Raw genomic sequence first — 24,592 nt, 5'->3', positions numbered from 1 at the left:
GCGTAAAATTTACGCTTCCTGTTCTTTATTTTTCCCTTAATAGTTTATTTTTCGTTTTCAACAGATCTTGAAACTCCTGCTCCAGTTCATTGGTTGGTTCGATACTAAGTTTGCTCAAGACTTCAGAAATTTTTGTGTCTAATAAGAGCAACTCTTGTTCCAACGTATCAACTTCCATTTCAACATCGCGATTATTAAATTGTGCATAGCTTCCTTGGAAATCAATTAAAGTTTGATTTTCAATGGCTAGAATCCGTTCGGCCACATGATCGATGAACATTCGGTCATGAGAGATGAATAGAATTGTTCCCTCATACTCCTTCAGTAGTTCTTCCAATGCTTCCATTGCATATATATCAAGGAAGTTCGTCGGTTCGTCTAGAATCAGTGTATTACAGTCGTTCACCAACAGCTTTGCTAAAGCGACTTTAACCCGTTCACCGCCGCTCAGTACGTCGATTGGTTTGTAAACAGTATCTCCAAAAAAGTGTAATCGTGCCAGAATGGTTCGGGCCATGGATTCATCTTGGATAGAAGTGCTCATCACGTTATCAAGTATTGTTTTCTCCGTCTCCAAGACGTCCAAGTTTTGGCTGAAGTAACCGATTCGTACAGCTGGTGAAATGGTGATACCGGAATTATTCTTGATCAGTTGTCGAACTAAAGTTGTTTTGCCGGACCCGTTTTTCCCGATGATGGCAACCTTTTCACCGCCTTTAATTTGAAAGCTGGTCTTTTGCCAGAGTATACGGTTGCCTATTTTACCTTGAACATCTTCTGCACGAAGGATAATCCTTCCATGTAAGTTTTCCTGGTTTGGTAATTCCATTTTAATTTTTGGCAGTTCTTTAATTTTCTCTACTTTCTCAAGCTTTTCCAGTCGAGTTTCAATTGATTTCGCAACTTGTTGCAGCTTTTTTTGTTTTTTAGCGAAGTAAGGTTTGGCTCCAGTAATTTTGGCTTCTGATCTGCTGAGTTGTTTAGGCTTTTTCGTTGCCTTGTTCGCTTTCTGTTGTTTGAGAACGATAGCTTCTTCAAGCTGCTGCTTTTTTTGCACGTAGTTTTCGTAGGCTTTTTCCTGTTCTTTCAGTTTTATTTCCTTTTGCACCGTATAGTCTGAGTAATTTCCTTTATAAACAGTTATCTTGCCCTCTTCAATTTCCCAGATGGTTCCACAAATCGCATCTAGAAAAGCACGATCATGTGAGACGAGGACAATAGCCCCTTGATAACGCTCAAAAGCCTTTTCCAATTTTATTATTCTTTCTGTATCTAAATTGGTTGTAGGTTCATCAGCAAGAAGCAATTCAGCTTTTTCTCCAAGTGCGCGGTCGATGTATTGTTGAGTTACTTCACCACCGCTTTTTACGGTGTCAGTATTTTTTAATTGAGGAAGCAAGGTACAGTCGGCTTTTCCAGTAATATTTCCACTATGTGCAGTTCTATTACCTGCGATGATTTCCAGCAATGTCGTCTTTCCAGAACCATTTCTACCGACAAGTCCTATCCTTTCCTTCGCGCGTATTTGTAAATGATCGATGTCAAAAAGCATCCGATCACCAATATCATAAGTCAAATTCGTAATTTCTTTGATGACCAAGTATATCAACTCCATTCCAGGCATGAAAAAAGCCCCTATAGTTAATCAGAATAGGAGTCAGGAAAAAAGGGTCAATCGAACCCTAATAACGTACATTTTAATCCAATCCTATTCCGAAACAAAATTGCATGAGAAATAAGCAGGTAGTTTCTGCTTCTCAACCAAAATTGATACGTTTCGTGTGTAATAGGATTAGTTTTTCATGTTCTCTTGGTTCACCCTTTCCATATTGGTTATTTTTATTATACTATAATGTTCAATAATTGGAACTGATTCCATAAAAAAAAGACAGCCTCCACCCCGGAGGCTGCCTTTTCCCAAACCGTAAAGGCTTAGGAATGCGGAAAATTCATTTCCTTTCATGAGGACGGACTTGTTCAACCCCGTCTTACTCTTTTCATCTTACCGTTAAAACCAAAACAGCAGTTGTTTTCAGTTGCACTTTTCACAAAAAATCACTTTGCTCAAACACTTTAGAGAATTTGACTCTTAAATTGTTGCCGACGGGATGGTTCCGTCTTGAAGTAAATTTTCCGCCAAGGCGTGCATTTCCCTATTAGAATTTGCTTTTTGATAAGTTGCTAGTTACACATACAAGTTACCAATTTGCTAAATTCCAATAGTAGTTCGCCTTGTCATTTACTATACCCGTTTCCAAAGGAATAAAACGTATCTTTTGTAAATTTTACAGTATGAAATGAAAAAAACACCTTTACAAGAAAAACAGATTCACTTATAGTAAAAGTACCTAATTATTCTAGGTAGGTGAAATTATGTTTAATCGAGAACTTGTTAAAGGGAGTACATCCTTACTTGTGCTTCAGCTTCTTAATGAACGCGATATGTATGGCTATGAGTTAGTCAAGGAAATGGCTAAACGAAGTGATGACCGTCTGCAAATGAAGGAAGGGACGTTATATCCTGCTCTTCATAAAATGGAAAGGCAAGCTTATATCCAACATTATTGGAAGCATCAAGAAAAGGGGCCAGCCCGCAAATACTACCGAATTACAGAAGAAGGAAAAGAAATTCTTGCAGAACGTACATCTGAATGGAAATTGTATGTTCAGGTAATGAATAACCTTATTGGAAGAAATGAAGCATGAATGCAGAGGCACAACGGTTTCTCGATGACCTGGAGAAAGCACTTGGGGATGATCCGAAATGTGCAGAAATCATGGCGGAATATCGCCTGCATGTTGAAGAGGTACTGTATGAACTGTCAGAGGAAGGAACTTACGATGCGCTTGTAAGTAGACTTGGCTCCCCAAAAGAATTAGCGGAACTTTGGAAAACAGAGAAATCGGTAACCCCTAGGAAAATGCAGCAACTGTTCGTTTTCTTGAATATTGCATTGTTTATCCTTGGTGCCATACTTACGGTTGGATACAATGTGTTCGGATGGCAGTGGCTAGGAATCCTTTGGGGAAATCTAACAGAATCAACAACCATTATCATCTTTATTTATATGTTCTTCTGGGGATTATTGGGCTATGAAATTGGGAAAGCGTTCGGCGCCCGTGGAAAAAAGATACTGAGGCGCACGTTTATCATTTGTATCATACCTAATCTAATTCTCATGTACTTAATCGTATTCCGTCTCATCCCTTATGAATGGTTTGACCCACTTTTGGATGGGAAGTTTATTTTACTATGTATTTTCTGTACGTTTGCTTTATATCCGATCAGCTGGTTAGGTTACCGTTGGGGAAGAAAAGCATCAGTTTAACGGACTGGATCACTTGCATTATTCAGTCCGATTTATGTTCATGATTTTTTACCTATGTACATAGAATATCTATATACATAGGAATTCTATGTAATAGAATGAGGCGTTGAATTATGAAAACGAAACAAAGAGAGTGGATGTTCTTATTCGTCTGTATATTTTTAGGGATACTTGCAGAACTAAGCTTCCTTCATGGCGAGATTGGAATATCTTATATCATTTTTATCGCAGTCTTTTATTCGGTCGTGTTTATCCGTTTTCGTTTTTCTTTTGAACACCGAAGAATTGGTTTATTGCTGATGGCTGGGATTTGGATATTGGCGGGAAGCTATGTGCTTTATGACAGTACGGTGTTTTATTTGTTGAATACCCTTGTCATTCCTGCTGTAGTGTTTTTCCATATCGTGTTAATTACTAGTCCAGGCAGCTTAAACTGGAGTAAACTTTCTTTTATTAAACTTGTTTCTGGAAAATTGCTGGACACCTTTAATTTCCTCACGAACTATTTAAGTTACGTTGGTCGGACATTATCGAGGAATGGAAAGCAAGGGAAGAATGATACACCTCGCCATATCCTTTTAGGATTCATTATTGCGATACCTTTATTATTTATTGTTATTCATTTATTGATGTCTGCTGATGTGGCCTTCAAGGAATTTGTTCAACGATTGTTCTTTTTTGAATTGCGGATGAATATAGTGGAGATTGGTTTTAGAATTGGTTTTATACTGATTATGAGTCTCTTTTTCTTTTGTGTATTTAAAGTGCTTGGCAAACGAACAAACCGCGAGATTGAAATGAATCAAACTAACAATATAAAAATTTGGCCGGGGACGATGGCTGTAACGATTCTAGTATTATTGAATGCTGTATATGTCTTGTTTCTAGTTATACAATTCCAGTATTTATTTAGCGGTGGACTACATGAAGGTTTTACGTATGCGGATTATGCAAGACAAGGTTTTTTTGAACTGTTGCTGGTAACCTTGATCAATTGGACGGTATTGCTTGTATGTATGAAGCACGTAAAGCGGGAAAGCAGAAGTTTGAATCGAACCTTGCAAATTTTATATTCCATCTTAATTGGTGTCAGTGGTGCACTATTACTTTCTGCTTGGCAGCGGCTCATGCTTTATGAAGAAATGTATGGGTATACAATGGAACGGTTGCTTGCTCAATCTTTTATGATGTTTTTAATGGTGATTTTCGCCTATACGCTCATTCGAGTATGGTTGGAAAATCTGCCTATTTTACATTTTTACTTAATTAGTTCGTTTATATTTTATGCACTTCTGAATGTCGTCAATTTAGAAGAAACCATAGTAGAAAATAATATAGAGCGTTATGAGGAAACAGGTAAAATTGACTTGTATTACTTAAATCGTCTTGGTGGAGAAGGGTTAAAAGGACTGATTTATTTATATGAACAAGACCCGGACATTCCTGAATTGAAAGAAATATTAGCGGAAAACCAGGAACGGTTCACAAGGGATGAAACACCATCCTGGCAATCATTTAATTTTACAAGAAATGAAGCAAGAAGTTTATTGAAGGAGCTTGAGCTCTAACCAAACTGGAGGTGGGACCATGACGGTCAATATACCGAGACATGTTGGTATTATTATGGACGGTAACGGAAGATGGGGGAAATCACGCGGACTCACAAGAAGTGAAGGCCATTATGCCGGAGTTCAAGCAATGGAAAAAGTAATCGATGCGAGTATTGAAGTAGGAATTCAAGCATTGACTTTATACGCCTTTTCGTCTGAAAACTGGTCACGATCCAAAGAAGAAGTTAATTATTTAATGCGTCTGCCTATCCGATTTTTTAAACAAAAGCTTCCAGATTTTATGAGGCGTAATGTGAGAATCCTTGTATCGGGGGATATGGATGGGCTACCGAAGGCGACAAAGAAAGTGCTTGCTCAATCGATGGAAAAAACGAAAAATAATAGCGGATTGATTGTCAACTTTGCATTTAATTATGGCGGCAGAGGCGAAATTGTGCAAGCCGCCCGACGGATGATTCAAGAGCTGCAAGAGAGCGGTCAAGGTTTGAATGAAGATGCACTCCAGAAATACTTATACACGAGTGAATTGCCGCAATTGGATTTAGTAATCCGTACCGGCGGAGAACAACGCTTAAGTAATTTCTTGCTGTGGCAATGTGCGGATGCGGAATTATACTTTACGGATGTATATTTCCCGGACTTTGATGAAAAACATCTAAAAGAAGCGGTATACGATTTCCAAGAACGTACATCAGAATATAGCTTTGCGGAAATTTATAGTAAAGCAAAATAAATAATGGTACTGAGCATATTAATTTATGTTCAGTACCATTATTTTTTTTCAAGAAGGCGTATGAACCGTTCACGAAAAATATTTTTATCTTCTTGCGTAAATGGTTTCGGACCTTTCGTCCGTTTTCCAGCTTTTCGGGCTTGAGCACTCAAGTAGCGTGTCTGGAGCAAGTCATCGATATTCTTATTTGTATACATAAACCCCTTATGGTGCATCACTAAACACCCTTTTGCTAAAGCGAGAGATGCAAGACCATAATCTTGTGTAATGACGAGATCACCTTTAGACGCAAGTTTCATGATCCGATAATCCGCTTCATCTCTTCCGTGGTCCACGTAAACCGTACCCACTCCAAGAGGATACTCTTGCATGGAAAAGTGCGAAATGCTCGTTACAAGAGTCACTTCATAGTTTCTCTTCGTTGCTTCATCAATAATAATATCTTTCACTGGACAAGCATCTGCATCTATATATATCTGCATAAAATCACCTCGTTTATTGTCTTTCTCTAGCATACCAAAGTTTTGTGAAAATAGTCCTTTATATATGATGAATGGTTTAGAAATTGTTATGAAAATTGGCTTCGATCCTTTTAGTAAAGAAGTTTTTTTATATCCCACCGGATATGGATGTATATCAAATAAATTGAAAAAAGTCGGCTCAATTAGCCGACTTTTTTGAGTAGATCATTATTAAAGTATTGGAGGTATTTTTTACGACCTAGGAAGCGTAGTTTGTACTTCGCTATACGGTTGCTTCCGCTTCTGTTGCTGATTTAAAATAATGACCGCTAGAATGACTGCACTGATTCCGCCGAATAATTTACTGACAATCATCGGGAACACCATTCCTGGTTCGATTCCCGCGACAAATCCTAAATGGCCACCGAATACGAATCCAGCGCTCACGCTGAAGGCAATATTAATTACTTTGCCACGTGTGTCCATTTCTTTTAACAGTGCCAGCATGGGAATAATATGGGCAAGGGTTGCAATTAATCCTGCAGTTGCCGTTTGATTGATGCCAAGCATGGAACCGAGTATCCTCAAAGGCTTTTTAAAAGTCTTTGAAATAAAGAGTACCATTGGGAAGGCTCCGGCTAAAAAGATTGCAATCGTACCGACAATTTGAATACCTTCAGATAACGGGGCGAGGCCGGGTATAATAACAATCCCTGTCAATGTTTCCATCACTATTGCAATTAGTCCTATAATCGCGAGGGCCTCGATGAATTTTCCGAAGATGGAAAAGCCCCGAACCATCATAACTGGTATTTTCCATAGCCCAACCACAATCAATAGAGAAATAAGAATAGTCGGTATTAGATTCCTAATCAACATCTCCATTTCGAAGCCAGCTACTAGTCCACCAATGAACGTACTAAGTGGTATGGTTACGATACCAATAAGAATTCCTTGCGCTAAGAAATGACGATCTTCTTTTTCAATGATGCCTAATGAAACTGGTAGAATAAAAACGATTGTAACTCCAATCGATGTTCCGAGGAATACCCATGCAAAGAGTCCGGCTTCAGGATTGAGAGCCATCGTTTCGGCCAGTGCATAACCCCCCATGTCAATTGCAAGTATAGTATTGGCAAATATTGCAGGATCTGCTCCCACCAGACCGTAAATTGGTGTAATGATTGGTAGTAGTATTTCAGCAATGACCGGTGCTAAAGAAATGATTCCAATCATGACAACGGCAAGCGAACCCATAGTCATCAATCCATCCATAAAACGCTCACCAAAACCAAAACGATTGCCTATGATTTTATCAATTGCACCGATGATAAAGAAGAAAACAACAATATATATGATTATTTCATTCATTCGACGTTCTCCGTTTCAAAGTATGTATTTCCGTTATGAACCTATTATGCGACTTGTTTGCTTGGCGTGCAAGTACTGTATGTATGGAAAGGAAACAGAAACAAAGACAGTGCAGCTTGGATTATTCAGCTGCACTGTCTTCTAAGAAATTTTAGCATCAATCTTCTTGAATAAATCATTCAGTCCCTCACTCATCGTCGGATGGGTGAAAATATTATCTCGTAAAGCTGTATATGATAGCTTTGCTTCCATTGCTAGACGGACAGTATTAATGATTTCACTAGATTCTGCACAAAATAGAGTGCAGCCAAGGATTTCTTTCGTTTCGGGATCAACTAATGCTTTTAATAAACCTGTTGATTGTTTATTGATTTTTGTATAAGGAATGTTTGCAGCTGGCATGCTAGCCACTACATAATCTATATTTTTTTCCTTTGCTTTCTTTTCATTTAAACCAACATGAGACAGCACTGGATCAAGGAATACACTGTAAGGGACATTTTTTCGGTAGGCTAACGAGTAGGTCCCTTCGCTTATTAGTTGGTCCCTGATAATCCGATAATCATCAAGTGAAATATAAGTGAATTGTGGTCCGCCGTTTACATCTCCGATTGCCCAAATATGTTTCTGTGAGGTTCTAAGGTAATCATCAACAATGACAGCTCCTTTATTATCAATCTCTACACCTGCTTTGTTTAAATTGAGACCTTCTGTATTCGGCTTTCTACCGGTTGCAAGAAGGAGGGCAGATGCTGTCTCTTCTGCTTTTTCACCTGCTTCATTCTCAACAATGGCTTTAATTCCATCTGAATGATTTGATACAGCGGTCAATTTACAACCTTGTAGGAAAGAGATATTTTTCGCTTGTAGTGTCTTTTTAATTTCTTCTGCAATATCTCTATCTTCCTGTGGCATGAATTCCGTGGAGCTATCGATTACAGTCACATTTGAACCGAAATTGGCATACATCGATGCAAATTCAAGGCCAATATAGCCGCCACCAGCAATAAGCAACTCTTCCGGAAGCTCGGATACTTGTTGTAATTCGGTTGAGGTATAGACGTGATTTGTTTCATTTAATCCTGTAATGGGTGGAATATTTGGTTGGGAACCAGTATTGATGATAAAGTAATCTGCGGTGAGGTCAAGGGATTCTGTTTCAGATTCCAAATGAACTTGCTTGTCAGAAATAAAGCTAGCTTTGGCAGTATAGACCATCACCGTTTCTTGGTCAGCCAGATTGTTGTAGTTTTTCTCTCTTAATGCAGCTGTCACTTTATTTTTATCCTCAATAGAACTTCTATAGAAATTTTGTTTATCTTCCTTCAGGTCTTCTTCTTTCTTTCCATGATGAATAAGTATTTTTGTTGGAATACAAGCGATATTAATACAAGTTCCTCCATACATTTCGGCTGATTGCTCCACCATAGCTACGTTTTTTCCTTTTGCTGCAAGATCAGCGGCAAGTGTTTTTCCCCCTTTGCCGAAGCCGATGATGATATAGTCATAATGTTTCATACGATCGTCTCCTTTCATAAAAACTATTACCTGTTTTTGACTTTTTAAACGGACAGCATATTTCTGCAATATTAGGGTAAATCATTAAATAGTCTTTACCTTTATTCTTTAGGTGTAAATTTATTTTAAATGTTTGAAGAAAAATATTGCATGTTTATAAAATTTATTGCATAATAATACAAAACAAAGATTACTGGGAGGAATTTAATTTATGCTATCTGTGGCGAAGGATATGAAAATTAACAACGATGGTTTCTTTGGAAGAGATTTATTAAGCCTTGAAGATTATACTCCAGACGAAATTAATTATTTACTGGAACTTGCTTATTATATAAAAGAACAACGTAAAAAGGGAATTGCATTTGAACCGCTGAAAGGAAAGATCCTTGGAATGATTTTCGAGAAATCTTCCACAAGAACCCGTGTCTCGTTTGAAGCGGGGATGATGCAATTAGGCGGCCAGGCAATCTTTTTGAGCTCAAGGGATATCCAACTTGGACGTGGTGAAACCATAGCAGATACCGCACGTGTATTATCCGGATATTTGGACGGCATCATGATTCGGACATTTTCACATGATAGCGTGGAAGAACTTGCGAAATATGCTTCCATCCCAGTCATTAATGGACTAACGGATCTTCATCACCCATGTCAGGTACTAGCAGACTTACAAACGATTCTTGAAATCAAAGGTACATTAAAAGGGCAAAAGCTTGTCTATATCGGAGACGGAAACAATATGGCCCATTCATTAATGATTGGTGCTGCGAAGACAGGTATGGAAATGGTAGTGGCAGCTCCTGAGAAATATTTACCAGATGAAAAAGTCACTAACAAGGCGCAAGACATTGCCAAAGAAACAGGTGCGATAATTTCTGTCACGACGGATGCAGCGGAAGCAGTACAGAATGCTGATTTCATCTATACGGATGTATGGGCGAGCATGGGGCAAGAAGAGGAGCAGGAAGTACGGAAAGCAATTTTTGCTGAATATCAAGTGAATGACGAACTATTGGCTAAGGCGAAATCTGACGTCACTTTCCTACACTGTCTCCCCGCACACCGTGGAGAAGAAGTGACAGAAAGTGTCTTGGAAGGAAAACATTCTGTCGTATTCCAACAAGCGGAGAATCGTCTGCATGCACAGAAGGCGCTTTTGACAGCGTTGATGAGTTAACGATAGCAAAACACCCTACATGAAAATGTTCATGTAGGGTGTTTTTTACTGTCCAAAATTCATGATGAGTTCCGAATGAACTATATCTGCTCAACCTTTAATCCGTCAGCGTCCATCTTTAAAGGGATTACTTGATAATCTGGTAAAACATCTTTGAACTGCTGGACTAGATGTTCACTTTTTCCATTGGGGACGAACGATACCATCGTTGGTCCGGCTCCGCTGATAACCGACCCATATGCACCATGTTCTTTTGCCTGACGTTTAATCAAATCATAATTTGGAATAAGAGATTTTCTATATGGTTCATGGAATAGATCCTTTTCCATCATCTTACCGGCTAGTCCATAATTGCCTTGTAAAAGTGCTGCGATGGTTAAATTGCTGATTCCACTTGCCAGGGCTGCATCATGGTTAAGGTATTGTTCAGGCAAGACATTCCTTGCAGCCTCTGTTTTCAACTCAACTTTCGGAATATAAGCGACAAGTTCCAAATCTAAATCCGAGATTTTTAACCAATCCACTTCATTATCTACATAAGTCGAAACGATAAGTCCTCCTAGCAAAGCAGGGGCGACATTATCTGGATGGCCTTCTATTGCTGTAGCGTATCCTAATTTCTCTTCAGATGTTAATTTTAACTCTCCTAATTGGTCGGCAATTTCTATTCCAGCAATAATCGCAGCCGCACTGCTGCCCAGCCCCCTGGCAAGTGGTACACTTGTTGTTTCCTTAACGAGACAGGGGGAGAGGGTTTTCCCATGCTGATCAGCCACTTGTTTCGCAATTTTGTATATGAAATGCTCTTCAAAGGGAGTACCAGGAGCAAAACTTGGGGAGATAAACTCCCATTTGTCCTGCTTCGTAACTTCCAATGTCAAGTATAAATTGACCGCCAAACCTAGAGAGTCAAAACCAGGTCCAATATTGGCGGAACTGGCTGGGACACGAATCATAAAACTAGTCATTGTTAGTCAACTCTTCGATATAGTTTTTAATTGCTGTTGCATCATTAGGCAGGGAAACAGTCTCAATCTCTTGATTATCCTGGACGGTTTGCGGGTCCTTCAATCCGTTGCCGGTCAGAACCGCAACGACCTTACTTCCTTGTGGAATATTCCCTGCTTTACATTGTTGAATAACGCCAGCAATGGAAGCGTTGGAACCTGGTTCTGCGAAAACACCCTCTGACTTAGGGAGATGTTTGAACGCAGATAAAATCTCTTCGTCACTAACAGATGTTATCATCCCATTGGACTCATCGCGGGCTGCTGTAGCCAGTGCCCAACTAGCTGGGTTACCAATCCGAATTGCTGTTGCAATTGTTTCTGGTTGTGTAATGATTTCATCCTTTGTAATAGCCGCAGCGCCTTCAGCCTCAAAACCAAACATTTTCGGCAGGCCTGTTTGTTTTTCTTCATTGTACTCTTTAAAGCCTTTCCAATAGGCACTGATATTTCCGGCGTTACCGACTGGAATAGCTAGAATATCAGGTGCACTTCCTAAAGCATCGCAAATTTCAAAAGCAGCTGTTTTTTGACCTTCTATACGGTAAGGGTTTACTGAGTTTACAAGGGTAACCGGTGTTGTTTCACTGATTTCCCGAACCATACTTAATGCCTCATCAAAATTTCCATCAATTTCAATGATTTCTGCACCATATATAACGGCTTGAGCTAATTTTCCGAGTGCCACTTTACCCTTAGGAATAACAATGATTGCACGCATCCCTGCACGAGCTGCATAAGCTGCAGCAGCTGCTGATGTATTACCAGTAGATGCGCAAATCACGGACCTGCTGCCTGCTTCTTTTGCTTTTGCTACAGCCATAACCATTCCGCGATCTTTAAAGGAACCAGTTGGATTCGCTCCTTCAATCTTTCCATACAATTCAATTCCTAACTCCTTAGACAAAGTTGGGAAATGAAGGAGAGGTGTATTTCCCTCGTTTAATGAAATATTAGGTGTGTTCTCTGTGACTGGTAAATAGTCACTGTATTGTTTGAGCAATCCTTGCCAAGTCATTCGACTCCATCTCCTTCAACGCGATAATAACTCGAAATTTCCTTTAAGACAGGTAAATTCTGAACCTTATCTAGTAATTTTGTAAAGTTTTCTTCTGATGTCTGATGTGTGATGACAATAATCTCTGCTGATTTTTCCTTTTTATTAGGTCGCTGGATAATCCGTTTTAAACTAATTTCTTGCTCATGGAAAATTTTAGATAATTGCGAGAAAACTCCAGCCTCATCTTTTACGTTTAAGCGTAAGTAATATTGCGAAAAACGTTCACTCGGTGTTTTTAAAGCTTTGTTATGATAGTTTTTGACAACCTGTTCGCCGGTTACTCCAAGACGGATATTTTTAACGACATTTACCAAGTCGGAAACGATAGCTGTAGCCGTTGGGAGACTCCCTGCTCCTGGTCCATAGAACATAGTTTCACCGACGGCTTTACCATATACATATACCGCATTGTATTCATTTTTTACGGAAGCTAGCGGGTGATCATTGGATAAAAATGTCGGCATGACATGAACCTCCAATTGCCCATCTTCAAAATCGGCATATCCAATGAGTTTCATCGTATAGCCGAGTTCACTGCCATTTTTAATATCCTCGGTAGAAACTTGAGAGATTCCAGTAACAGTAACATCTTTAAGGTCAACCGGAGTAGAAAAAGCGAGACGTCCCAGGATTGCCATTTTCCGTGCCGCATCCAATCCTTCCACATCCGCAGTCGGATCAGCTTCTGCAAAGCCTAATTCCTGTGCCTGTTTTAAAGCATCCCCATAACTTGTACCTTCTTCTGCCATCTTTGTTAATATGTAATTTGTCGTTCCATTGACAATTCCCATGACTCTTTCAATACGATCAGAGGCTAAGCCGTCCGTAATCCCTCTTAAAATAGGAATACCTCCTGCAACACTAGCTTCATAGTAAAAGTCGCATTTATTCTTTTCAGCTGCTGCATGAAGTTCAGGTCCATGTAACGCGACTAAATCTTTATTTGCAGAAACCACATGTTTCCCTGCGGAGAATGCTTGTAAAATATATTCCTTAGTAATATCCACTCCACCCATTACTTCGATGACAACATTAATGTCAGGATCATTCAATACATCATCAGGATTTGAAGTTAACAAAGCAGGATTTACATCCACTTCGCGGGCTTTTTCCAAGTTACGGACGAGAACGCGTTTTACTTCGATTGGTACTCCAAGTTGGTGTTTTAGCTTCTCTTGGTGGTTATTAATGATATGGACCACACCTGATCCGACTACTCCTAGGCCTAATAAACCGATTGATACTTTTTTTACCATCTCATCACCTCATCACTGCAGAGTATTGCAGTATTATTTTATATATTTAATCAATTTAAACATGAAAAGCAAATGATATCAATATCCTAATGACTAGTATTATTATGTTAAGCGCTTACTTTTTTTAAAAATGAATAACATATTTAAATTTCTATTAATATCATATAGTAGCCCGTACGGTAAAGGGGGAGTTTTATGCGAAATGAGATTATCGGCAGCATTTTTTTCATTTTATTAATTCTTGGTTTGCTCATCGGCATGTTATTTGATCGGGTAGAATTATTTGGGTTTCTTGGTTTAATGTTAGGGTTGGGTGTAGTCCTCTTATTCAGGAAAAAATATTTTTGAAAAAAAGCAGGCCCAACCTCGGTATGGGAACCTGCTTTCGTTTGTTGTATTAAAGGGGAATTTTGGTTTGGGATTTTTCACTCTCCAATTGGAGAAGAAATTCTTTTAATGAAAGACCTGCCCGGAAGCCTCCAAGCGCACCATTCTTCTGGATGACTCGATGGCATGGAATAGCGATGAGCACTGGATTTCTTCCAATTGCTGTTCCAACAGCTCTAACGCTTTGCGGATTACCGATGTCATTGGCGATGTCCGAGTAGGTTCTTGTTTCACCGTAAGGTATATGCTGTAAAACTTTCCATACCGCAAGTTGAAAGGGTGTCCCTCTGAGGTCAAGAGGGATGTCGAACGTACGGAGATCTCCTGAAAAGTATCTTTCCATAGCTTCTATATATATCCGAAGTTTTTGTTCATCTTTTTGAAATGTGCGATGCGGTTCCTGCTTTAGCAGCCAAGATTGCATCTGCTGTTCGTCTTCATTGAATCCGCCGGCCCAGCATAAGCCCTTTTCCGTAGCAGCTAAAATCATCCTTTTATCATCCCGCTCAAAACTGTCATAATAGACAATTCTTCCGTTTCCCATATCAAAACAACTCCTATTTGTTTTCTGTTTCATCTTCAACGGCTGGATAAAAACCATGGGATTCACCAAAATATTTATTGTACCTTTGTTTAAACTTATAGAATAAATATTGCACCAGCACTTTCAAAATCGCATAACCAGGAATACCTAAAATTACTCCGATGATACCAAATAGATTTCCTGCTACAAGTAAGACAATGATAATCGTGAGTGGATGAACCTGCATTGTGCGTCCCATGACATTTGGTGAAACAAAGTTACCCTCAAGGAATTGCACAGCCATCCAAACAATTGCCAATTTGAGTAGCATGATCGGCGAATCTACAATAGAAATGATGATCGCCGGCAGAATGGCTATCATTGGTCCGAGGTATGGTACAACGGAAGTGACTGCGGCGATAATCGCTAGAGTCAACGCATATGGCATCCCGATAATTAAATATCCGATATATAGGAGGAGCCCAATACATGACGCAACAATAATCTGTCCTTGGATATAAGAACCGACTTGCGTATCCATATTATCCAGAATTTGATTTGCATCTTTACGAAATGCAGGTGGTAAAAGAGTAAGGAAGTATTCTTTAAATCTTGTACCGTCCTTTAATAGGAAAAAGAGAATAATAGGAAATGTTACGATGGCTACCACGATATTCGTAACTGTAGATGCGATATTTTGCACACTTTCAAATGCATTTAATAAGTAGCCGCCAATGATTCCAGGCAAATCACTGAAATTATCGACAATCCAATTATATCCCTCCTCGTAATAAGGAGCGAGAAAGGAGTTTTGAACCCATTCGGTAATACCAGCTCCAAGCTGAGCTAAGTAGTTAGGGAAGTTTTTAATTAAATCTTGGATTTGAGTTTCAATCAACGGTGCTGTAAGAAGAACAACACCCGTTAATATCCCGGCAATGGCAAGGATGAGAATGATGATTCCCCAAATTCGTTTGATCCGGATCTTTTCTAAAAGATTTACGACTGGATTTAACAAATAAAAAGCAATGAACGCCAGAATTATCGGTGGAGTTATCGTTGAAACAATGACGATAACCGGATAAAACACAAATGATACACGGTCGTAGATAAAAATGGTGATACCAATTAAAGACAGTAATGCAAATAGAAAAAATAGATTTTTTCCACCAAGAAATTTAATAAATCGACTTGTCTGATTCATACGTAACCCCTTTTTCCTATAGTTTTCTATTTTACTTACAGTATAAGGTAAGATATGAACAAAAAACAATTACAATAGTTAACATCTAGTAGCTGTTAATTTCTTTTTGTTTCTCTTTCTGCATCAAAGATATGGACATCGTAGCGAGGGCGATTACAACAAATAACCCGCCGATAAAGGGGTTGATTTCAACTCCAGACCGGTCTATCGTTACCCCGCCTATAAAGGAACCGAAAGCGATGCCGAAGTGTAAAGCAGAATTGCTGATGCTGATCTGCATATCTGCTGTTTCTGGATCAATAGCCATCAGGTAAGTTTGCATGGCTGGAGTAACTGACCAGCTCATCAACCCCCATAATGCTAGAACAATCATGAATAACGGCAGATAAGCAGTACTATAGGATGTTGCAAAAATCATCGCTGCATAGATAATGATGAAAATTGGGATAATGCGGGTACTGCCAAATTTATCTGACATGGTACCACCAAATGCTCCCCCACAAACTGCGGCTATCCCGAAAATGAGATAAACGATACTGATCATATGCTCTTCCAGCCCCATAGTCGTTTGACTAAATGGAGTTAAATATGCATACAATACAGCATGTCCCGACATCATCATAAAGATGGTCAAATGCGCAAATAGAATTTTGTTGTTTTTGAGTGACTGGACTTGTGATTTAATGGAACTTACAGGTCTTGGAGGTACACGTTCCATAAAGAAGTGAACACCGAGCATACTGATGACAGTTAGAATCACAATCAATATAAAGGGGGCTCTCCAACCGAAGAGGTTTCCTAAGCTTAGGCCAATCGGTACGCCTAATACGAGGGAGGCACTTACTCCCATACTTACAACGCCAATTGCCCGACCACGATATTTTGGTTCGACAATATTGGCTGCTAAAACGATACAAAGAATGATTAAAATGGAGCCGCTGATTGCAGAGATGATTCTTCCCACAAATAGCACACTATAAACCGGGCTTATAGCCGCGATAATATTACCGACCAGAAAGACGGATAAGGAAATTAATGTCAAACGTTTCCTTTCCATTTTAGCAGTAAGGACGAGCAGGACCGGAGCGGCTATCCCAAATGTAAGGGAAAAGACAGTGATCAACATGCCGGCTAGTCCGAGGCTGACATTCAAATCTTCAGCAATGAGGTCTAATATTCCTCCAATAAGCAGTTCAACCATTCCGACAACAAAAGAGACGGTCATTAGAAAATATACACGTTTATTCATGGTGTGACACCTTTCTATTATGAGTACAATTACCATCTTACGTGGTATGGCTTAAAATCACAAGAACAAGCATGCCAGATAGGCTAAGTAAGTTGGGAAAACTAGGGAAATGAGCACAAAGAGGAAAAAACTCAGTTGTTTTGTTATAATTGAACTACCTCAATGTGCAAAGGGAGGACTTAGTGTTGAGCGCAAAAGCAAACTTGCAAAAAGAAGCAATGCATATGTTAAAGCTGACAAGCAGAACATTTTACATACCGATTAAACTGTTGAAACCGAAGCTGCAAAAAACAGTGGGTGCAGCTTATTTATGTATGCGGGCAATTGATGAAATTGAAGATCATGAAACGTTGGCTAAAGAGATTAAAACACAACTGTTGCGGGATACGAGTAAACTTTTACAGTCCAAGACAGGATTTGATCGGGAAGCATATGAAGCATTGACAAAACCATATGATGAGCTCCCTGAAGTGACTCACCGCCTTGCAGATTGGATTGAATTTTGTCCAGAAGACATTCGCGATAAAGTGTTGGAGTCAACAAGCGAAATGGCTGATGGAATGGCGAAATGGGTTGAGAAAGACTTTGATGTCCGAACGAAAGAAGAACTGGATGAGTATACGTACTATGTAGCAGGTCTTGTTGGTGTCATGTTATCCGATATTTGGAGATGGTATGATGGCACAGAAACTGACTACGACTTGGCGGTAGGCTATGGACGTGGATTACAAGCTGTCAACATGCTCCGTAATCAAGATGAGGACGCGGAGCGGGGAGTAGGCTTTTTGCCAGATGGTTGGACACGTGCCGATATGTTTGAATATGCTTGGGGAAATTTAGCCAAAGCAGACGAGTATATGAAGGATCTTAAAACAAGAAATATTGTTTTATTCTGTAAGATTCCTTTAGCCTTAGCGAAAAAGACACTCAAGGCGATGGATGAAGGGCATGAAAAAATGACTCGTGCAGAAGTAGAAGCAACGGTTAATGAGATTATAGATGAGAAAGCATAACAAAGCTGCCTGTCAAATTGGATAGGCAGCTTTTATATTTATTTTGCTTCCGATTGCAGATAGGATAAAGAAACTTTCAAATTCGCATTCTTTTCCCGGATACGATCGAGCAGTACCTTGTCTTTTGTTTCAATTTTTGTCCGAATCGCATAAGTGTATAGTATCATTGTTCCAAGGTTCGTAGTCTCCACTTGACGCAATTGATGGGAGAGTGTGAATTCGTCGAACACATCATCGAGCAGATTTTCATGATTTAAATTTTCAGGCACAGTCACTTTAAGGATTTGTGTATCTTTACCTTTTCCATAGTTGACTTTGTATAGAACATAAAATAGGATACTAGCAAAAAACGTCAAGATGATTGCTAATGTAAACTCATACAAACCGCATGTCATACCAACAGAAAGACCGAAGAATATATACGCAATATCTTTAGCATCCGTTACAGCACTACGGAATCGAATAAGTGAGAACACCGCAAATAAACCAAATGCCACTCCAGCATTACCACTGACTACATTCATAATGACCGAGACCACTACACTCATGATGATAATCGTATGTACAAAGTTTTGTGAGTACCGTTCTCCTGTGAAGGTGAGCTGGTAGACCAAAGTAATAATTATACTCAACACCGTAGAGAGTGTCATTGCCGCTAAACTTAGCATTAAGGTAGATTCCTCCCCATTCACTGAAAAAAATTGTTGAATTGCTTCCATTTTAAAATCCTCCTATACTTACTAATTCTTTATTTGTTCCAACTGGCGGGTGCATGTCATAGAGTAACTCCATGCTCGTGCAAAACTTTGAGGCACTCCGCTGTTCACAGTTCAATTCTTGCAGGATACGTGCGAGCCATAACGGAACACTATCGTCCACTTTCACCTCAAGAACGACTAAATTTGGATCAATGAACAGTTCACCGTATGATCCGTTTTCCAACTGTAAATCATGGTTTCTGCATCGCAAGTTAAAATCAAATGTCATTCTTAAGTTCGCGTCCTCCCGATGGTGAAGGGCATGTCGATCGTAACTGACGACCATTTCGGGCTTTAAATTATAGAGCTTCTTGAAATAATCAATTTCACGTAAAACTTGCTGGTTAGAGGTCTCGATATTGTTCAAGTCCTCATCCAATGCATGGATATAGCGGTATGCTTCCGACAATGGCAGCAGCATTCTGCGTTTGTTCACTACTTTTTTATGTTTTTGTTTTACTTCAAAAAATGCTGTGCTGTCTAAATTTGCATCGTTATATACTCGCAATCTGAGTTTTTGCCGATACATTAGTTTGTTTTTTGTTTCATAGTAGATTTTTTTATCCGTGCTTTCAAAATATAGACTAGTAACGGTGTATTTACCGTCTTCACCAAATTTATCCGGTCTCATAAATGGATAAATTTTTTCAATTAATGATTCGTATTGATTCATGGTGATTAAATATTTTTGTTCTTTTCTTCTAAAAATCTCAATAGCCATGACTCATCCTCCTTGCAAACTAATATTAGCCGGCCGGAGTAAGACCTCCATGTGAGAAAGATGAGAAATTGATTAGAAATCAATGAAGAAATATTAATTTAATGTAAATCCGAGATTAAAGTTATGTAAAAAAGGTGTATCTAGGCTTTGTACCTAAATACACCTTTGTTTGTCGATGTTCTTTAAAAGCACTGGAATGACTGGATTTGGTTAAGGTCGATTCCGAAGTATACCCAGCGATTACCTCTCCAGCGGTAGCCAGCGATGGAGTTTCTTCCGACGAAGACTGGATAGAACCAGAATTGATCTCTTCTTAGCCAAATATAAGTGAAACGGAATAAACAACGGCGGATTCCGCCTGGATCAATTGCAAAGGTTTGGAATTGCCTTTCCTGTGGTGTAAAGCTTGGTGGTGGAGAAGTTGGTGGTCCCCCTTGCTGTTGTCCAGGGAATCCTCCAGGCCCACCTGGTCCTCCAGGGAACCCTCCCGGTCCGCCAGGTCCTCCAGGAAATCCGCCTCCTCCAGGAAATCCCCCTCCGCCTGGGAATCCTCCGGGACCACCGGGGAATCCTGGTGGTCCAAATGGAGGTGGTCCTTGTTGTTGTCCTCCTCCAAAGAATTGACCTAAACCAGGGAAATTAAATAGTCTTTCCTCCTCATCCTGGTAATCATAAGGGTTATATGATTCATAGTTTTCATATGGATTATGTGGATAATGATTCATCACTTTTCTAGCCTCCTAAACTTCTTTTCTCTCCAATATATGGTGAAAACGTCTAGGTGGGATTAAATTGCCCAAGAATGGGCTATAGCTGAGATGTAAAATTAGTGTTGACTCTAACGTTACGTCATAGTTTATATTGAGATGGAAGGAGGGTTTTGGATGAAAATAAAAGAAGTTGCTGATCTAGTCGGAATCAGTGTGCGCACACTCCACCATTACGACGAAATTGGTTTACTCACGCCTGAGAAAACAACGGAAGCTGGTTATCGGATTTATTCGAAGGAGAATCTTGAGTTGCTTCAGCAAATCCTATTTTTTCGAGAACTTGGCTTTCCATTGAAAAAGATAAAAGAAATCATCCATGCTCCGACCTTCGATAAGGAAGAGGCTTTAAAGATGCATCGAAGCAGGTTGTTGAATAAGAAAGATCAGATTGATCAACTGATCAGTACGATTGATAAGACATTATTAACCATGAAAGGAGAGATGGATATGTCGGATAAAGAGAAGTTTTCCGGCTTTGATTTTAGCAATAACCCATACGAAGAGGAAGCGAGGCAGCGTTGGGGAGACAAAGCTCTAGATGATGCCAACGAAAAGCTAAAGAGCAAATCTACCGAGGAATTAAAAGAGTTTCAGGATAAATTCAATGATATATATCGTAAATTAGCTGAAATCCGTCATGAAGCTCCAGATTCAGACATTGCCCAAGCGAGGATTCATGATTGGTTTGTTTTTCTTAACGCTTTTGGAAATTATTCTAAAGAAGCGTTTAAGGGACTCGGCGAGATGTATGTTTACGATGAACGGTTCACCAAGAATATTGACCAATTTGGGGAAGGGCTGGCAGTGTTTATGCGCGATGCCATGGCTATTTATGCAGATCGTTTAGGCGAAGAGGAATAAACAATTCTGCCAGGTAGTTTATTAAAATTCTATTATTGCTTCATTGGACTCTTGTACGGAAATCAATCCGACTAGGGTCCATTTTTTATGATGAATAACTCTTAATTGGTACTTTTACTGTATGGAAATTTTGGTAAAATCAAGATATTTGCACAAAATACTTTATTAATTTTTAGGAAAGATGATATGATACAGAGAAATAAACTTAAGGAGGCTGACATAATGACTGTACAAACAACTTATAAAACTTCATTGCAACAGGATGTCAACATGCTTGGAAACATCTTAGGTGAGATACTTGTCCTCCATGGCGGTAAAGAGTTACTTGATAAGGTCGAAACCATTCGGAAAATGACGAAAAGTATTCGAACTGAGTTTGATAGAGTGACATACAACAAACTTAAAGAAGAAATCAGCAGCTTAAAGCCACCAATGAGAAAACAAGTGATCCGTGCTTTTTCTATTTATTTTCATTTAGTGAATGTCGCTGAACAAAATCACCGTATCCGACGCAGGCGCCAATACTTGCTGGAAGAAGGTACAAGTCAGCCGTTCTCACTGGAACAAACGGTCCGTAAAGTGAAAAGTTATTCACTTAATGATGAAGAAATCCAGAATGTATTAAATGATTTATCCATTGAGCTGATTATGACAGCGCACCCGACAGAAGCAACGAAACGAACTGTTCTGGAAACGCAGAAGCGGATATCAGAGAACCTTCGTAAATTGGATAATCCACTAATAACGAAAAGAGAGAGGGCAGCGGTAAAGGATAGCTTGTTCAATGAAGTGATCACATTATGGCATACCGATGAACTCAGACATAGAAAACCTGAGGTATTGGATGAAGTGAAAAACGGACTTTATTACTTTAATCAAGTCTTATTCGATACATTGCCTGATGTTTTCTGGGAATTGGAAATGCAACTTCAAGAACAAATCTCGGAAAAGGAATGGCAAGTGCCGAACTTCATCCGTTTTGGATCTTGGATTGGAGGTGACAGGGATGGGAATCCGAATGTCACACCAGAAATCACGTGGACAACATTAGAAATGCAGCAAAAGCTAATCTTGAAAAAGTATGAAGCTTCCCTTATTGAATTGATGAAAAGGTTTAGCCAATCTACTGAACGTCAATCTATTAATCAAGAATTAATAGATAAGGTGGAAAAAGAGGAAGAACTTTACTTAAAAGATTCGGAAAAGTGGCGCATAAAATCTGAAATATACAGACGGAAATTTGCAGTGATCTTGAAACGTTTGCGTGAAAAGGGAAAATCATCCCATGGTTATCAGTATGCAGAAGAATTGGCTGCTGATTTGAAAGAAATTCAAACAAATGCAGAGAAAAACTTACCGGAAAATAAAAAGCTTAAATCGATTCGAAAATTAATCCGACAAGTGGAGCTATTCGGTTTCCACCTGGCAACACTTGATATAAGAAATCATAGTGGGGAACATGAAGCAGCGATCACTGAGATTTTGAAAACGGTGCATCTCGCAGATGATTATTCAGCTCTTCCAGAATCTGAAAAACAAAAATTATTATTCGACATTCTGGCAAATCCAAGACCATTATTGCTTACAGATGATCGATATACCGAAGCGACTCAAGAAATGTTGAGCGTTTTCCGGTTGATTAAGCGAGCACATGAGGAGTTTGGAAAACGAGCCATCGAAGTTTATATCATCAGTATGACAGAAGCTCCGAGTGATTTGTTGGAAGTCCTTGTTCTTGCTAAAGAGACAGGACTATACCGGATTAATCAAGATGGATCAGTTGAAAGTGATCTGAATGTTGCACCGCTGCTCGAAACGATTGACGATTTAAAAGCAGGTCCTGAAATTATGAAGACATTATTTGAAACAGATATTTATCGTAACCAGCTGCGGGCACGTAATGATCACCAAGAAATCATGCTTGGCTATTCCGATGGAAGTAAAGATGGCGGTACATTGAGTGCAAACTGGGAGCTATTCAAAGCGCAGAAAGATATTCATCGGATGGCGAGGGAATATAATATTCGATTGAAATACTTCCATGGAAGAGGGGGATCCTTGGGACGTGGAGGCGGTTCATTGCACACAAGTATTCTTTCGCAACCAGTAGAGACACTTGGAGATGGTGTGAAAATTACGGAGCAGGGAGAAGTGCTTTCGTCCCGATATTTATTAGAAGATATCGCCTATCGAAACTTGGAGCAGGCTGCTTCCGCATTATTTGAATCAAGTGCCCGAGTCGCCAGTGCTCCTGACCGAATGCAGTTGCGGAAAGAAGAATGGGAAAGAGCAATGGAAGTCATGTCCGAGAAATCATTGGAAAAATACCAGTCACTCGTTTTCGGAGACCCAGACTTTCTGACGTATTTCAACGAGGCAACTCCTTTAACAGAATTGGATGCGTTAAACATCGGTTCTCGTCCAATGAGCAGAAAGAACAGCAAGCGTTTTGAGAACCTACGTGCAATTCCATGGGTGTTTGCTTGGACACAGTCGAGACACTTGCTGCCGGCATGGTATGCGGCAGGTACAGGATTACAAGCATTCATCGAGCAGGACGATCGTAATGTGGAAATCTTGCAGACTATGTATAACGAGTGGTCATTCTTCCATGCAACAATTAATAACCTGCAAAAGGCACTATTGACAGCAGATATGGGAAGTGCAAAAGAATACTTGGACTTGGTGGAAGATCCAGAAATAGCAGAGAGGATCTTTAATAATATTCTCGACGAATATAAACGAACAAAAGCGGCATTATTGCAGATTACAGGCAATGAAGCATTACTTAGCCATTCACCGAATATCCGCGAATCTATTCATTTGCGGAATCCATATGTTGATCCACTCAATATCATGCAAGTGGACTTGATTAAAAAACTAAGAGATACAACAAACCCTTCAGTAGAATTGGAGATTGATGTATTGCTGACAATCAATGGAGTTGCAGCAGGCTTAGTTAATACAGGCTGATTATAAAAAGAGCGAACTCGTTTCGCTCTTTTTTTCTGTATATAGAATTACCTTCTAAATCGAACGTGAGGGCTTCTTAAGTGCTGTATGTTGCTAAAATTACAGTCTAATCGTACGCGAGAGGTTCTTACGTGCTGCAAGTACATAAAACACCTTTCCTAATCGGACATGAGAGGTTCTAACGTGTTACGAGCACATAAAAAACTTACCTAATCAAACGTGAGAGCTTCTTGCGTGCTACGAGTGCATAAAATACCTTTCCTAATCGGACGTGAGAGGCTCTAACGTTCTACGAGTGCATAAAACACCTTCCCTAATCGAACGTGAGAGGTTCTCACGTGCTACGAGCACATAAAAAACTTACCTAATCAAACGTGAGAGGTTCTAGCGTGCTACGAGTGCATAAAACACTCTTCCTAATCGAACGTGAGAGGCTCTAACGTGCTACGAGTGCAGTCAAGTCCATAATTCTGTGTAAAAGCATATTTTCGACCAGTAGTAATATTATTTGAAACCATAGTGTGAGAGCAGCCACAGCTTTGCTACTTGCCATTGACTGTAGTGCCCGATTCTTAGTATTTGCTGGAAGGGGTCGGGGCCCCACCGGCAAATGCTTAGAATCGGTTTATCCGTGTTACAATTTCGTGTAG

Annotated in this window: 22 protein-coding genes; 9 read left to right on the top strand and 13 right to left on the bottom strand. The window is 39.5% G+C overall.

Going from position 1 to position 24,592, the window contains the following annotated elements; translation table 11 throughout:
- Positions 1-25: 25 nt before the first annotated feature.
- Positions 26-1,600 (bottom strand): Vga family ABC-F type ribosomal protection protein, encoded by a 1,575-nt coding sequence (locus tag ACFSBH_RS05845; protein WP_251513620.1) that lies wholly within the window; start codon positions 1,598-1,600, stop codon positions 26-28.
- Between the two features lie 773 nt (positions 1,601-2,373).
- Here ACFSBH_RS05845 and ACFSBH_RS05840 point away from each other — a divergent pair.
- The 4 genes from ACFSBH_RS05840 to uppS all read left to right on the top strand — a co-directional run bounded on the left by ACFSBH_RS05840 (position 2,374) and on the right by uppS (position 5,633).
- Positions 2,374-2,706 carry a PadR family transcriptional regulator gene (locus tag ACFSBH_RS05840; RefSeq protein WP_251513448.1) on the top strand — a complete coding sequence of 111 codons (333 nt, stop codon included), beginning with the start codon at positions 2,374-2,376 and terminating at the stop codon, positions 2,704-2,706.
- A complete protein-coding gene (locus ACFSBH_RS05835; RefSeq protein ID WP_379596513.1) occupies positions 2,703-3,329 on the top strand; it encodes an HAAS signaling domain-containing protein in 627 nt (208 codons plus the stop codon). The genes ACFSBH_RS05840 and ACFSBH_RS05835 overlap by 4 nt, the downstream gene beginning before the upstream one ends.
- Positions 3,330-3,442: 113 nt before the next feature.
- Entirely contained in the window at positions 3,443-4,897 is a 1,455-nt protein-coding gene (locus ACFSBH_RS05830; RefSeq protein WP_251513446.1) for a DUF4153 domain-containing protein, read from the top strand.
- Positions 4,898-4,916: 19 nt separating this feature from the next.
- The gene (gene uppS, locus ACFSBH_RS05825; RefSeq protein WP_251513445.1) at positions 4,917-5,633 is read left to right on the top strand and encodes a polyprenyl diphosphate synthase; all 717 of its coding nucleotides are present in this window, start codon (positions 4,917-4,919) and stop codon (positions 5,631-5,633) included.
- A gap of 38 nt (positions 5,634-5,671) precedes the next feature.
- On the opposite strand, the gene ACFSBH_RS05820 is transcribed toward uppS, so the two are convergent.
- From ACFSBH_RS05820 to ACFSBH_RS05810, 3 genes are all read right to left on the bottom strand, one after another.
- A complete protein-coding gene (locus tag ACFSBH_RS05820; RefSeq protein WP_379596510.1) occupies positions 5,672-6,115 on the bottom strand; it encodes a YaiI/YqxD family protein in 444 nt (147 codons plus the stop codon).
- A 231-nt stretch (positions 6,116-6,346) separates the two neighbouring features.
- On the bottom strand, positions 6,347-7,465 hold the full coding sequence (gene eutH / locus ACFSBH_RS05815; protein WP_251513442.1) for an ethanolamine utilization protein EutH: 1,119 nt from the start codon (positions 7,463-7,465) through the stop codon (positions 6,347-6,349).
- 141 nt (positions 7,466-7,606) lie between these two features.
- Entirely contained in the window at positions 7,607-8,983 is a 1,377-nt protein-coding gene (locus tag ACFSBH_RS05810) for an FAD-dependent oxidoreductase (protein ID WP_251513440.1), read from the bottom strand.
- Positions 8,984-9,215: 232 nt separating this feature from the next.
- Here ACFSBH_RS05810 and argF point away from each other — a divergent pair, with 232 nt between their 5' ends.
- The gene (argF, locus tag ACFSBH_RS05805) at positions 9,216-10,160 is read left to right on the top strand and encodes an ornithine carbamoyltransferase (RefSeq protein ID WP_379596507.1); all 945 of its coding nucleotides are present in this window, start codon (positions 9,216-9,218) and stop codon (positions 10,158-10,160) included.
- Between the two features lie 80 nt (positions 10,161-10,240).
- On the opposite strand, the gene thrB is transcribed toward argF, so the two are convergent.
- From thrB to ACFSBH_RS05790, 3 genes are read right to left on the bottom strand one after another with little or no spacing between them, the layout of a single operon-like run.
- Positions 10,241-11,128 carry a homoserine kinase gene (thrB, locus tag ACFSBH_RS05800; RefSeq protein ID WP_251513435.1) on the bottom strand — a complete coding sequence of 296 codons (888 nt, stop codon included), beginning with the start codon at positions 11,126-11,128 and terminating at the stop codon, positions 10,241-10,243.
- Positions 11,121-12,185: a threonine synthase gene (gene thrC / locus ACFSBH_RS05795; RefSeq protein WP_251513433.1), complete on the bottom strand. Its 1,065-nt coding sequence runs from the start codon at positions 12,183-12,185 to the stop codon at positions 11,121-11,123. Before thrC ends, thrB begins: the two co-directional genes overlap by 8 nt.
- Entirely contained in the window at positions 12,182-13,483 is a 1,302-nt protein-coding gene (locus ACFSBH_RS05790) for a homoserine dehydrogenase (RefSeq protein ID WP_251513430.1), read from the bottom strand. Before ACFSBH_RS05790 ends, thrC begins: the two co-directional genes overlap by 4 nt.
- 195 nt (positions 13,484-13,678) lie before the next feature.
- On the opposite strand from ACFSBH_RS05790, the gene ACFSBH_RS05785 reads away from it, so the two are divergent.
- The gene (locus tag ACFSBH_RS05785) at positions 13,679-13,831 is read left to right on the top strand and encodes a hypothetical protein (RefSeq protein WP_251513427.1); all 153 of its coding nucleotides are present in this window, start codon (positions 13,679-13,681) and stop codon (positions 13,829-13,831) included.
- Between the two features lie 49 nt (positions 13,832-13,880).
- Here the strand turns inward: ACFSBH_RS05785 and ACFSBH_RS05780 are convergent, their stop codons facing one another.
- From ACFSBH_RS05780 to ACFSBH_RS05770, 3 genes are all read right to left on the bottom strand, one after another.
- Complete coding sequence (locus tag ACFSBH_RS05780) at positions 13,881-14,414, bottom strand: methylated-DNA--[protein]-cysteine S-methyltransferase (RefSeq protein WP_251513424.1); 534 nt, start codon at positions 14,412-14,414, stop codon at positions 13,881-13,883.
- A gap of 13 nt (positions 14,415-14,427) precedes the next feature.
- A complete protein-coding gene (locus tag ACFSBH_RS05775; RefSeq protein WP_251513422.1) occupies positions 14,428-15,597 on the bottom strand; it encodes an AI-2E family transporter in 1,170 nt (389 codons plus the stop codon).
- An 85-nt stretch (positions 15,598-15,682) separates the two neighbouring features.
- Complete coding sequence (locus ACFSBH_RS05770) at positions 15,683-16,846, bottom strand: MFS transporter (protein ID WP_251513419.1); 1,164 nt, start codon at positions 16,844-16,846, stop codon at positions 15,683-15,685.
- 185 nt (positions 16,847-17,031) lie between these two features.
- Here ACFSBH_RS05770 and ACFSBH_RS05765 point away from each other — a divergent pair, with 185 nt between their 5' ends.
- Entirely contained in the window at positions 17,032-17,859 is an 828-nt protein-coding gene (locus tag ACFSBH_RS05765) for a squalene/phytoene synthase family protein (protein ID WP_251513417.1), read from the top strand.
- A gap of 38 nt (positions 17,860-17,897) precedes the next feature.
- On the opposite strand, the gene ACFSBH_RS05760 is transcribed toward ACFSBH_RS05765, so the two are convergent.
- The 3 genes from ACFSBH_RS05760 to ACFSBH_RS05750 form a co-directional block, all read right to left on the bottom strand.
- A complete protein-coding gene (locus ACFSBH_RS05760) occupies positions 17,898-18,578 on the bottom strand; it encodes a DUF4956 domain-containing protein (RefSeq protein WP_251513415.1) in 681 nt (226 codons plus the stop codon).
- Between the two features lies 1 nt (position 18,579).
- Positions 18,580-19,338 (bottom strand): polyphosphate polymerase domain-containing protein, encoded by a 759-nt coding sequence (locus ACFSBH_RS05755; protein ID WP_251513412.1) that lies wholly within the window; start codon positions 19,336-19,338, stop codon positions 18,580-18,582.
- 182 nt (positions 19,339-19,520) lie between these two features.
- Positions 19,521-20,063: a hypothetical protein gene (locus tag ACFSBH_RS05750; protein ID WP_379596572.1), complete on the bottom strand. Its 543-nt coding sequence runs from the start codon at positions 20,061-20,063 to the stop codon at positions 19,521-19,523.
- 159 nt (positions 20,064-20,222) lie between these two features.
- Between ACFSBH_RS05750 and ACFSBH_RS05745 the strand changes: the two genes are divergently transcribed.
- Both ACFSBH_RS05745 and ppc read left to right on the top strand, forming a co-directional pair.
- Positions 20,223-20,969 carry a MerR family transcriptional regulator gene (locus ACFSBH_RS05745; RefSeq protein WP_251513410.1) on the top strand — a complete coding sequence of 249 codons (747 nt, stop codon included), beginning with the start codon at positions 20,223-20,225 and terminating at the stop codon, positions 20,967-20,969.
- Positions 20,970-21,191: 222 nt separating this feature from the next.
- The gene (gene ppc / locus ACFSBH_RS05740) at positions 21,192-23,942 is read left to right on the top strand and encodes a phosphoenolpyruvate carboxylase (protein ID WP_251513408.1); all 2,751 of its coding nucleotides are present in this window, start codon (positions 21,192-21,194) and stop codon (positions 23,940-23,942) included.
- Positions 23,943-24,592: the final 650 nt, after the last annotated feature.

Origin of the sequence: Oceanobacillus luteolus (genome assembly GCF_042678205.1) — a bacterium.
GTDB classification, from domain to species: domain Bacteria; phylum Bacillota; class Bacilli; order Bacillales; family Amphibacillaceae; genus Oceanobacillus; species Oceanobacillus luteolus.
The sequence above is the reverse complement of the archived record's forward strand: the minus strand, read 5'-3'. Positions and strand labels throughout refer to the sequence as shown.

Coding starts and splice junctions, on each gene's coding strand:
- thrB (WP_251513435.1), bottom strand. CDS start 11,128: ATGACTAGTTTTATGATTCGTGTCCCAGCCAGTTCCGCCAATATTGGA.
- ACFSBH_RS05780 (WP_251513424.1), bottom strand. CDS start 14,414: ATGGGAAACGGAAGAATTGTCTATTATGACAGTTTTGAGCGGGATGAT.
- argF (WP_379596507.1), top strand. CDS start 9,216: ATGAAAATTAACAACGATGGTTTCTTTGGAAGAGATTTATTAAGCCTT.
- ACFSBH_RS05755 (WP_251513412.1), bottom strand. CDS start 19,338: ATGGCTATTGAGATTTTTAGAAGAAAAGAACAAAAATATTTAATCACC.
- ACFSBH_RS05840 (WP_251513448.1), top strand. CDS start 2,374: ATGTTTAATCGAGAACTTGTTAAAGGGAGTACATCCTTACTTGTGCTT.
- ACFSBH_RS05760 (WP_251513415.1), bottom strand. CDS start 18,578: ATGGAAGCAATTCAACAATTTTTTTCAGTGAATGGGGAGGAATCTACC.
- uppS (WP_251513445.1), top strand. CDS start 4,917: ATGACGGTCAATATACCGAGACATGTTGGTATTATTATGGACGGTAAC.
- ACFSBH_RS05790 (WP_251513430.1), bottom strand. CDS start 13,483: ATGGTAAAAAAAGTATCAATCGGTTTATTAGGCCTAGGAGTAGTCGGA.
- ACFSBH_RS05785 (WP_251513427.1), top strand. CDS start 13,679: ATGCGAAATGAGATTATCGGCAGCATTTTTTTCATTTTATTAATTCTT.
- ACFSBH_RS05810 (WP_251513440.1), bottom strand. CDS start 8,983: ATGAAACATTATGACTATATCATCATCGGCTTCGGCAAAGGGGGAAAA.
- ACFSBH_RS05770 (WP_251513419.1), bottom strand. CDS start 16,846: ATGAATAAACGTGTATATTTTCTAATGACCGTCTCTTTTGTTGTCGGA.
- thrC (WP_251513433.1), bottom strand. CDS start 12,185: ATGACTTGGCAAGGATTGCTCAAACAATACAGTGACTATTTACCAGTC.
- ACFSBH_RS05745 (WP_251513410.1), top strand. CDS start 20,223: ATGAAAATAAAAGAAGTTGCTGATCTAGTCGGAATCAGTGTGCGCACA.
- ppc (WP_251513408.1), top strand. CDS start 21,192: ATGACTGTACAAACAACTTATAAAACTTCATTGCAACAGGATGTCAAC.
- ACFSBH_RS05775 (WP_251513422.1), bottom strand. CDS start 15,597: ATGAATCAGACAAGTCGATTTATTAAATTTCTTGGTGGAAAAAATCTA.
- eutH (WP_251513442.1), bottom strand. CDS start 7,465: ATGAATGAAATAATCATATATATTGTTGTTTTCTTCTTTATCATCGGT.
- ACFSBH_RS05820 (WP_379596510.1), bottom strand. CDS start 6,115: ATGCAGATATATATAGATGCAGATGCTTGTCCAGTGAAAGATATTATT.
- ACFSBH_RS05835 (WP_379596513.1), top strand. CDS start 2,703: ATGAATGCAGAGGCACAACGGTTTCTCGATGACCTGGAGAAAGCACTT.
- ACFSBH_RS05750 (WP_379596572.1), bottom strand. CDS start 20,063: ATGAATCATTATCCACATAATCCATATGAAAACTATGAATCATATAAC.
- ACFSBH_RS05830 (WP_251513446.1), top strand. CDS start 3,443: ATGAAAACGAAACAAAGAGAGTGGATGTTCTTATTCGTCTGTATATTT.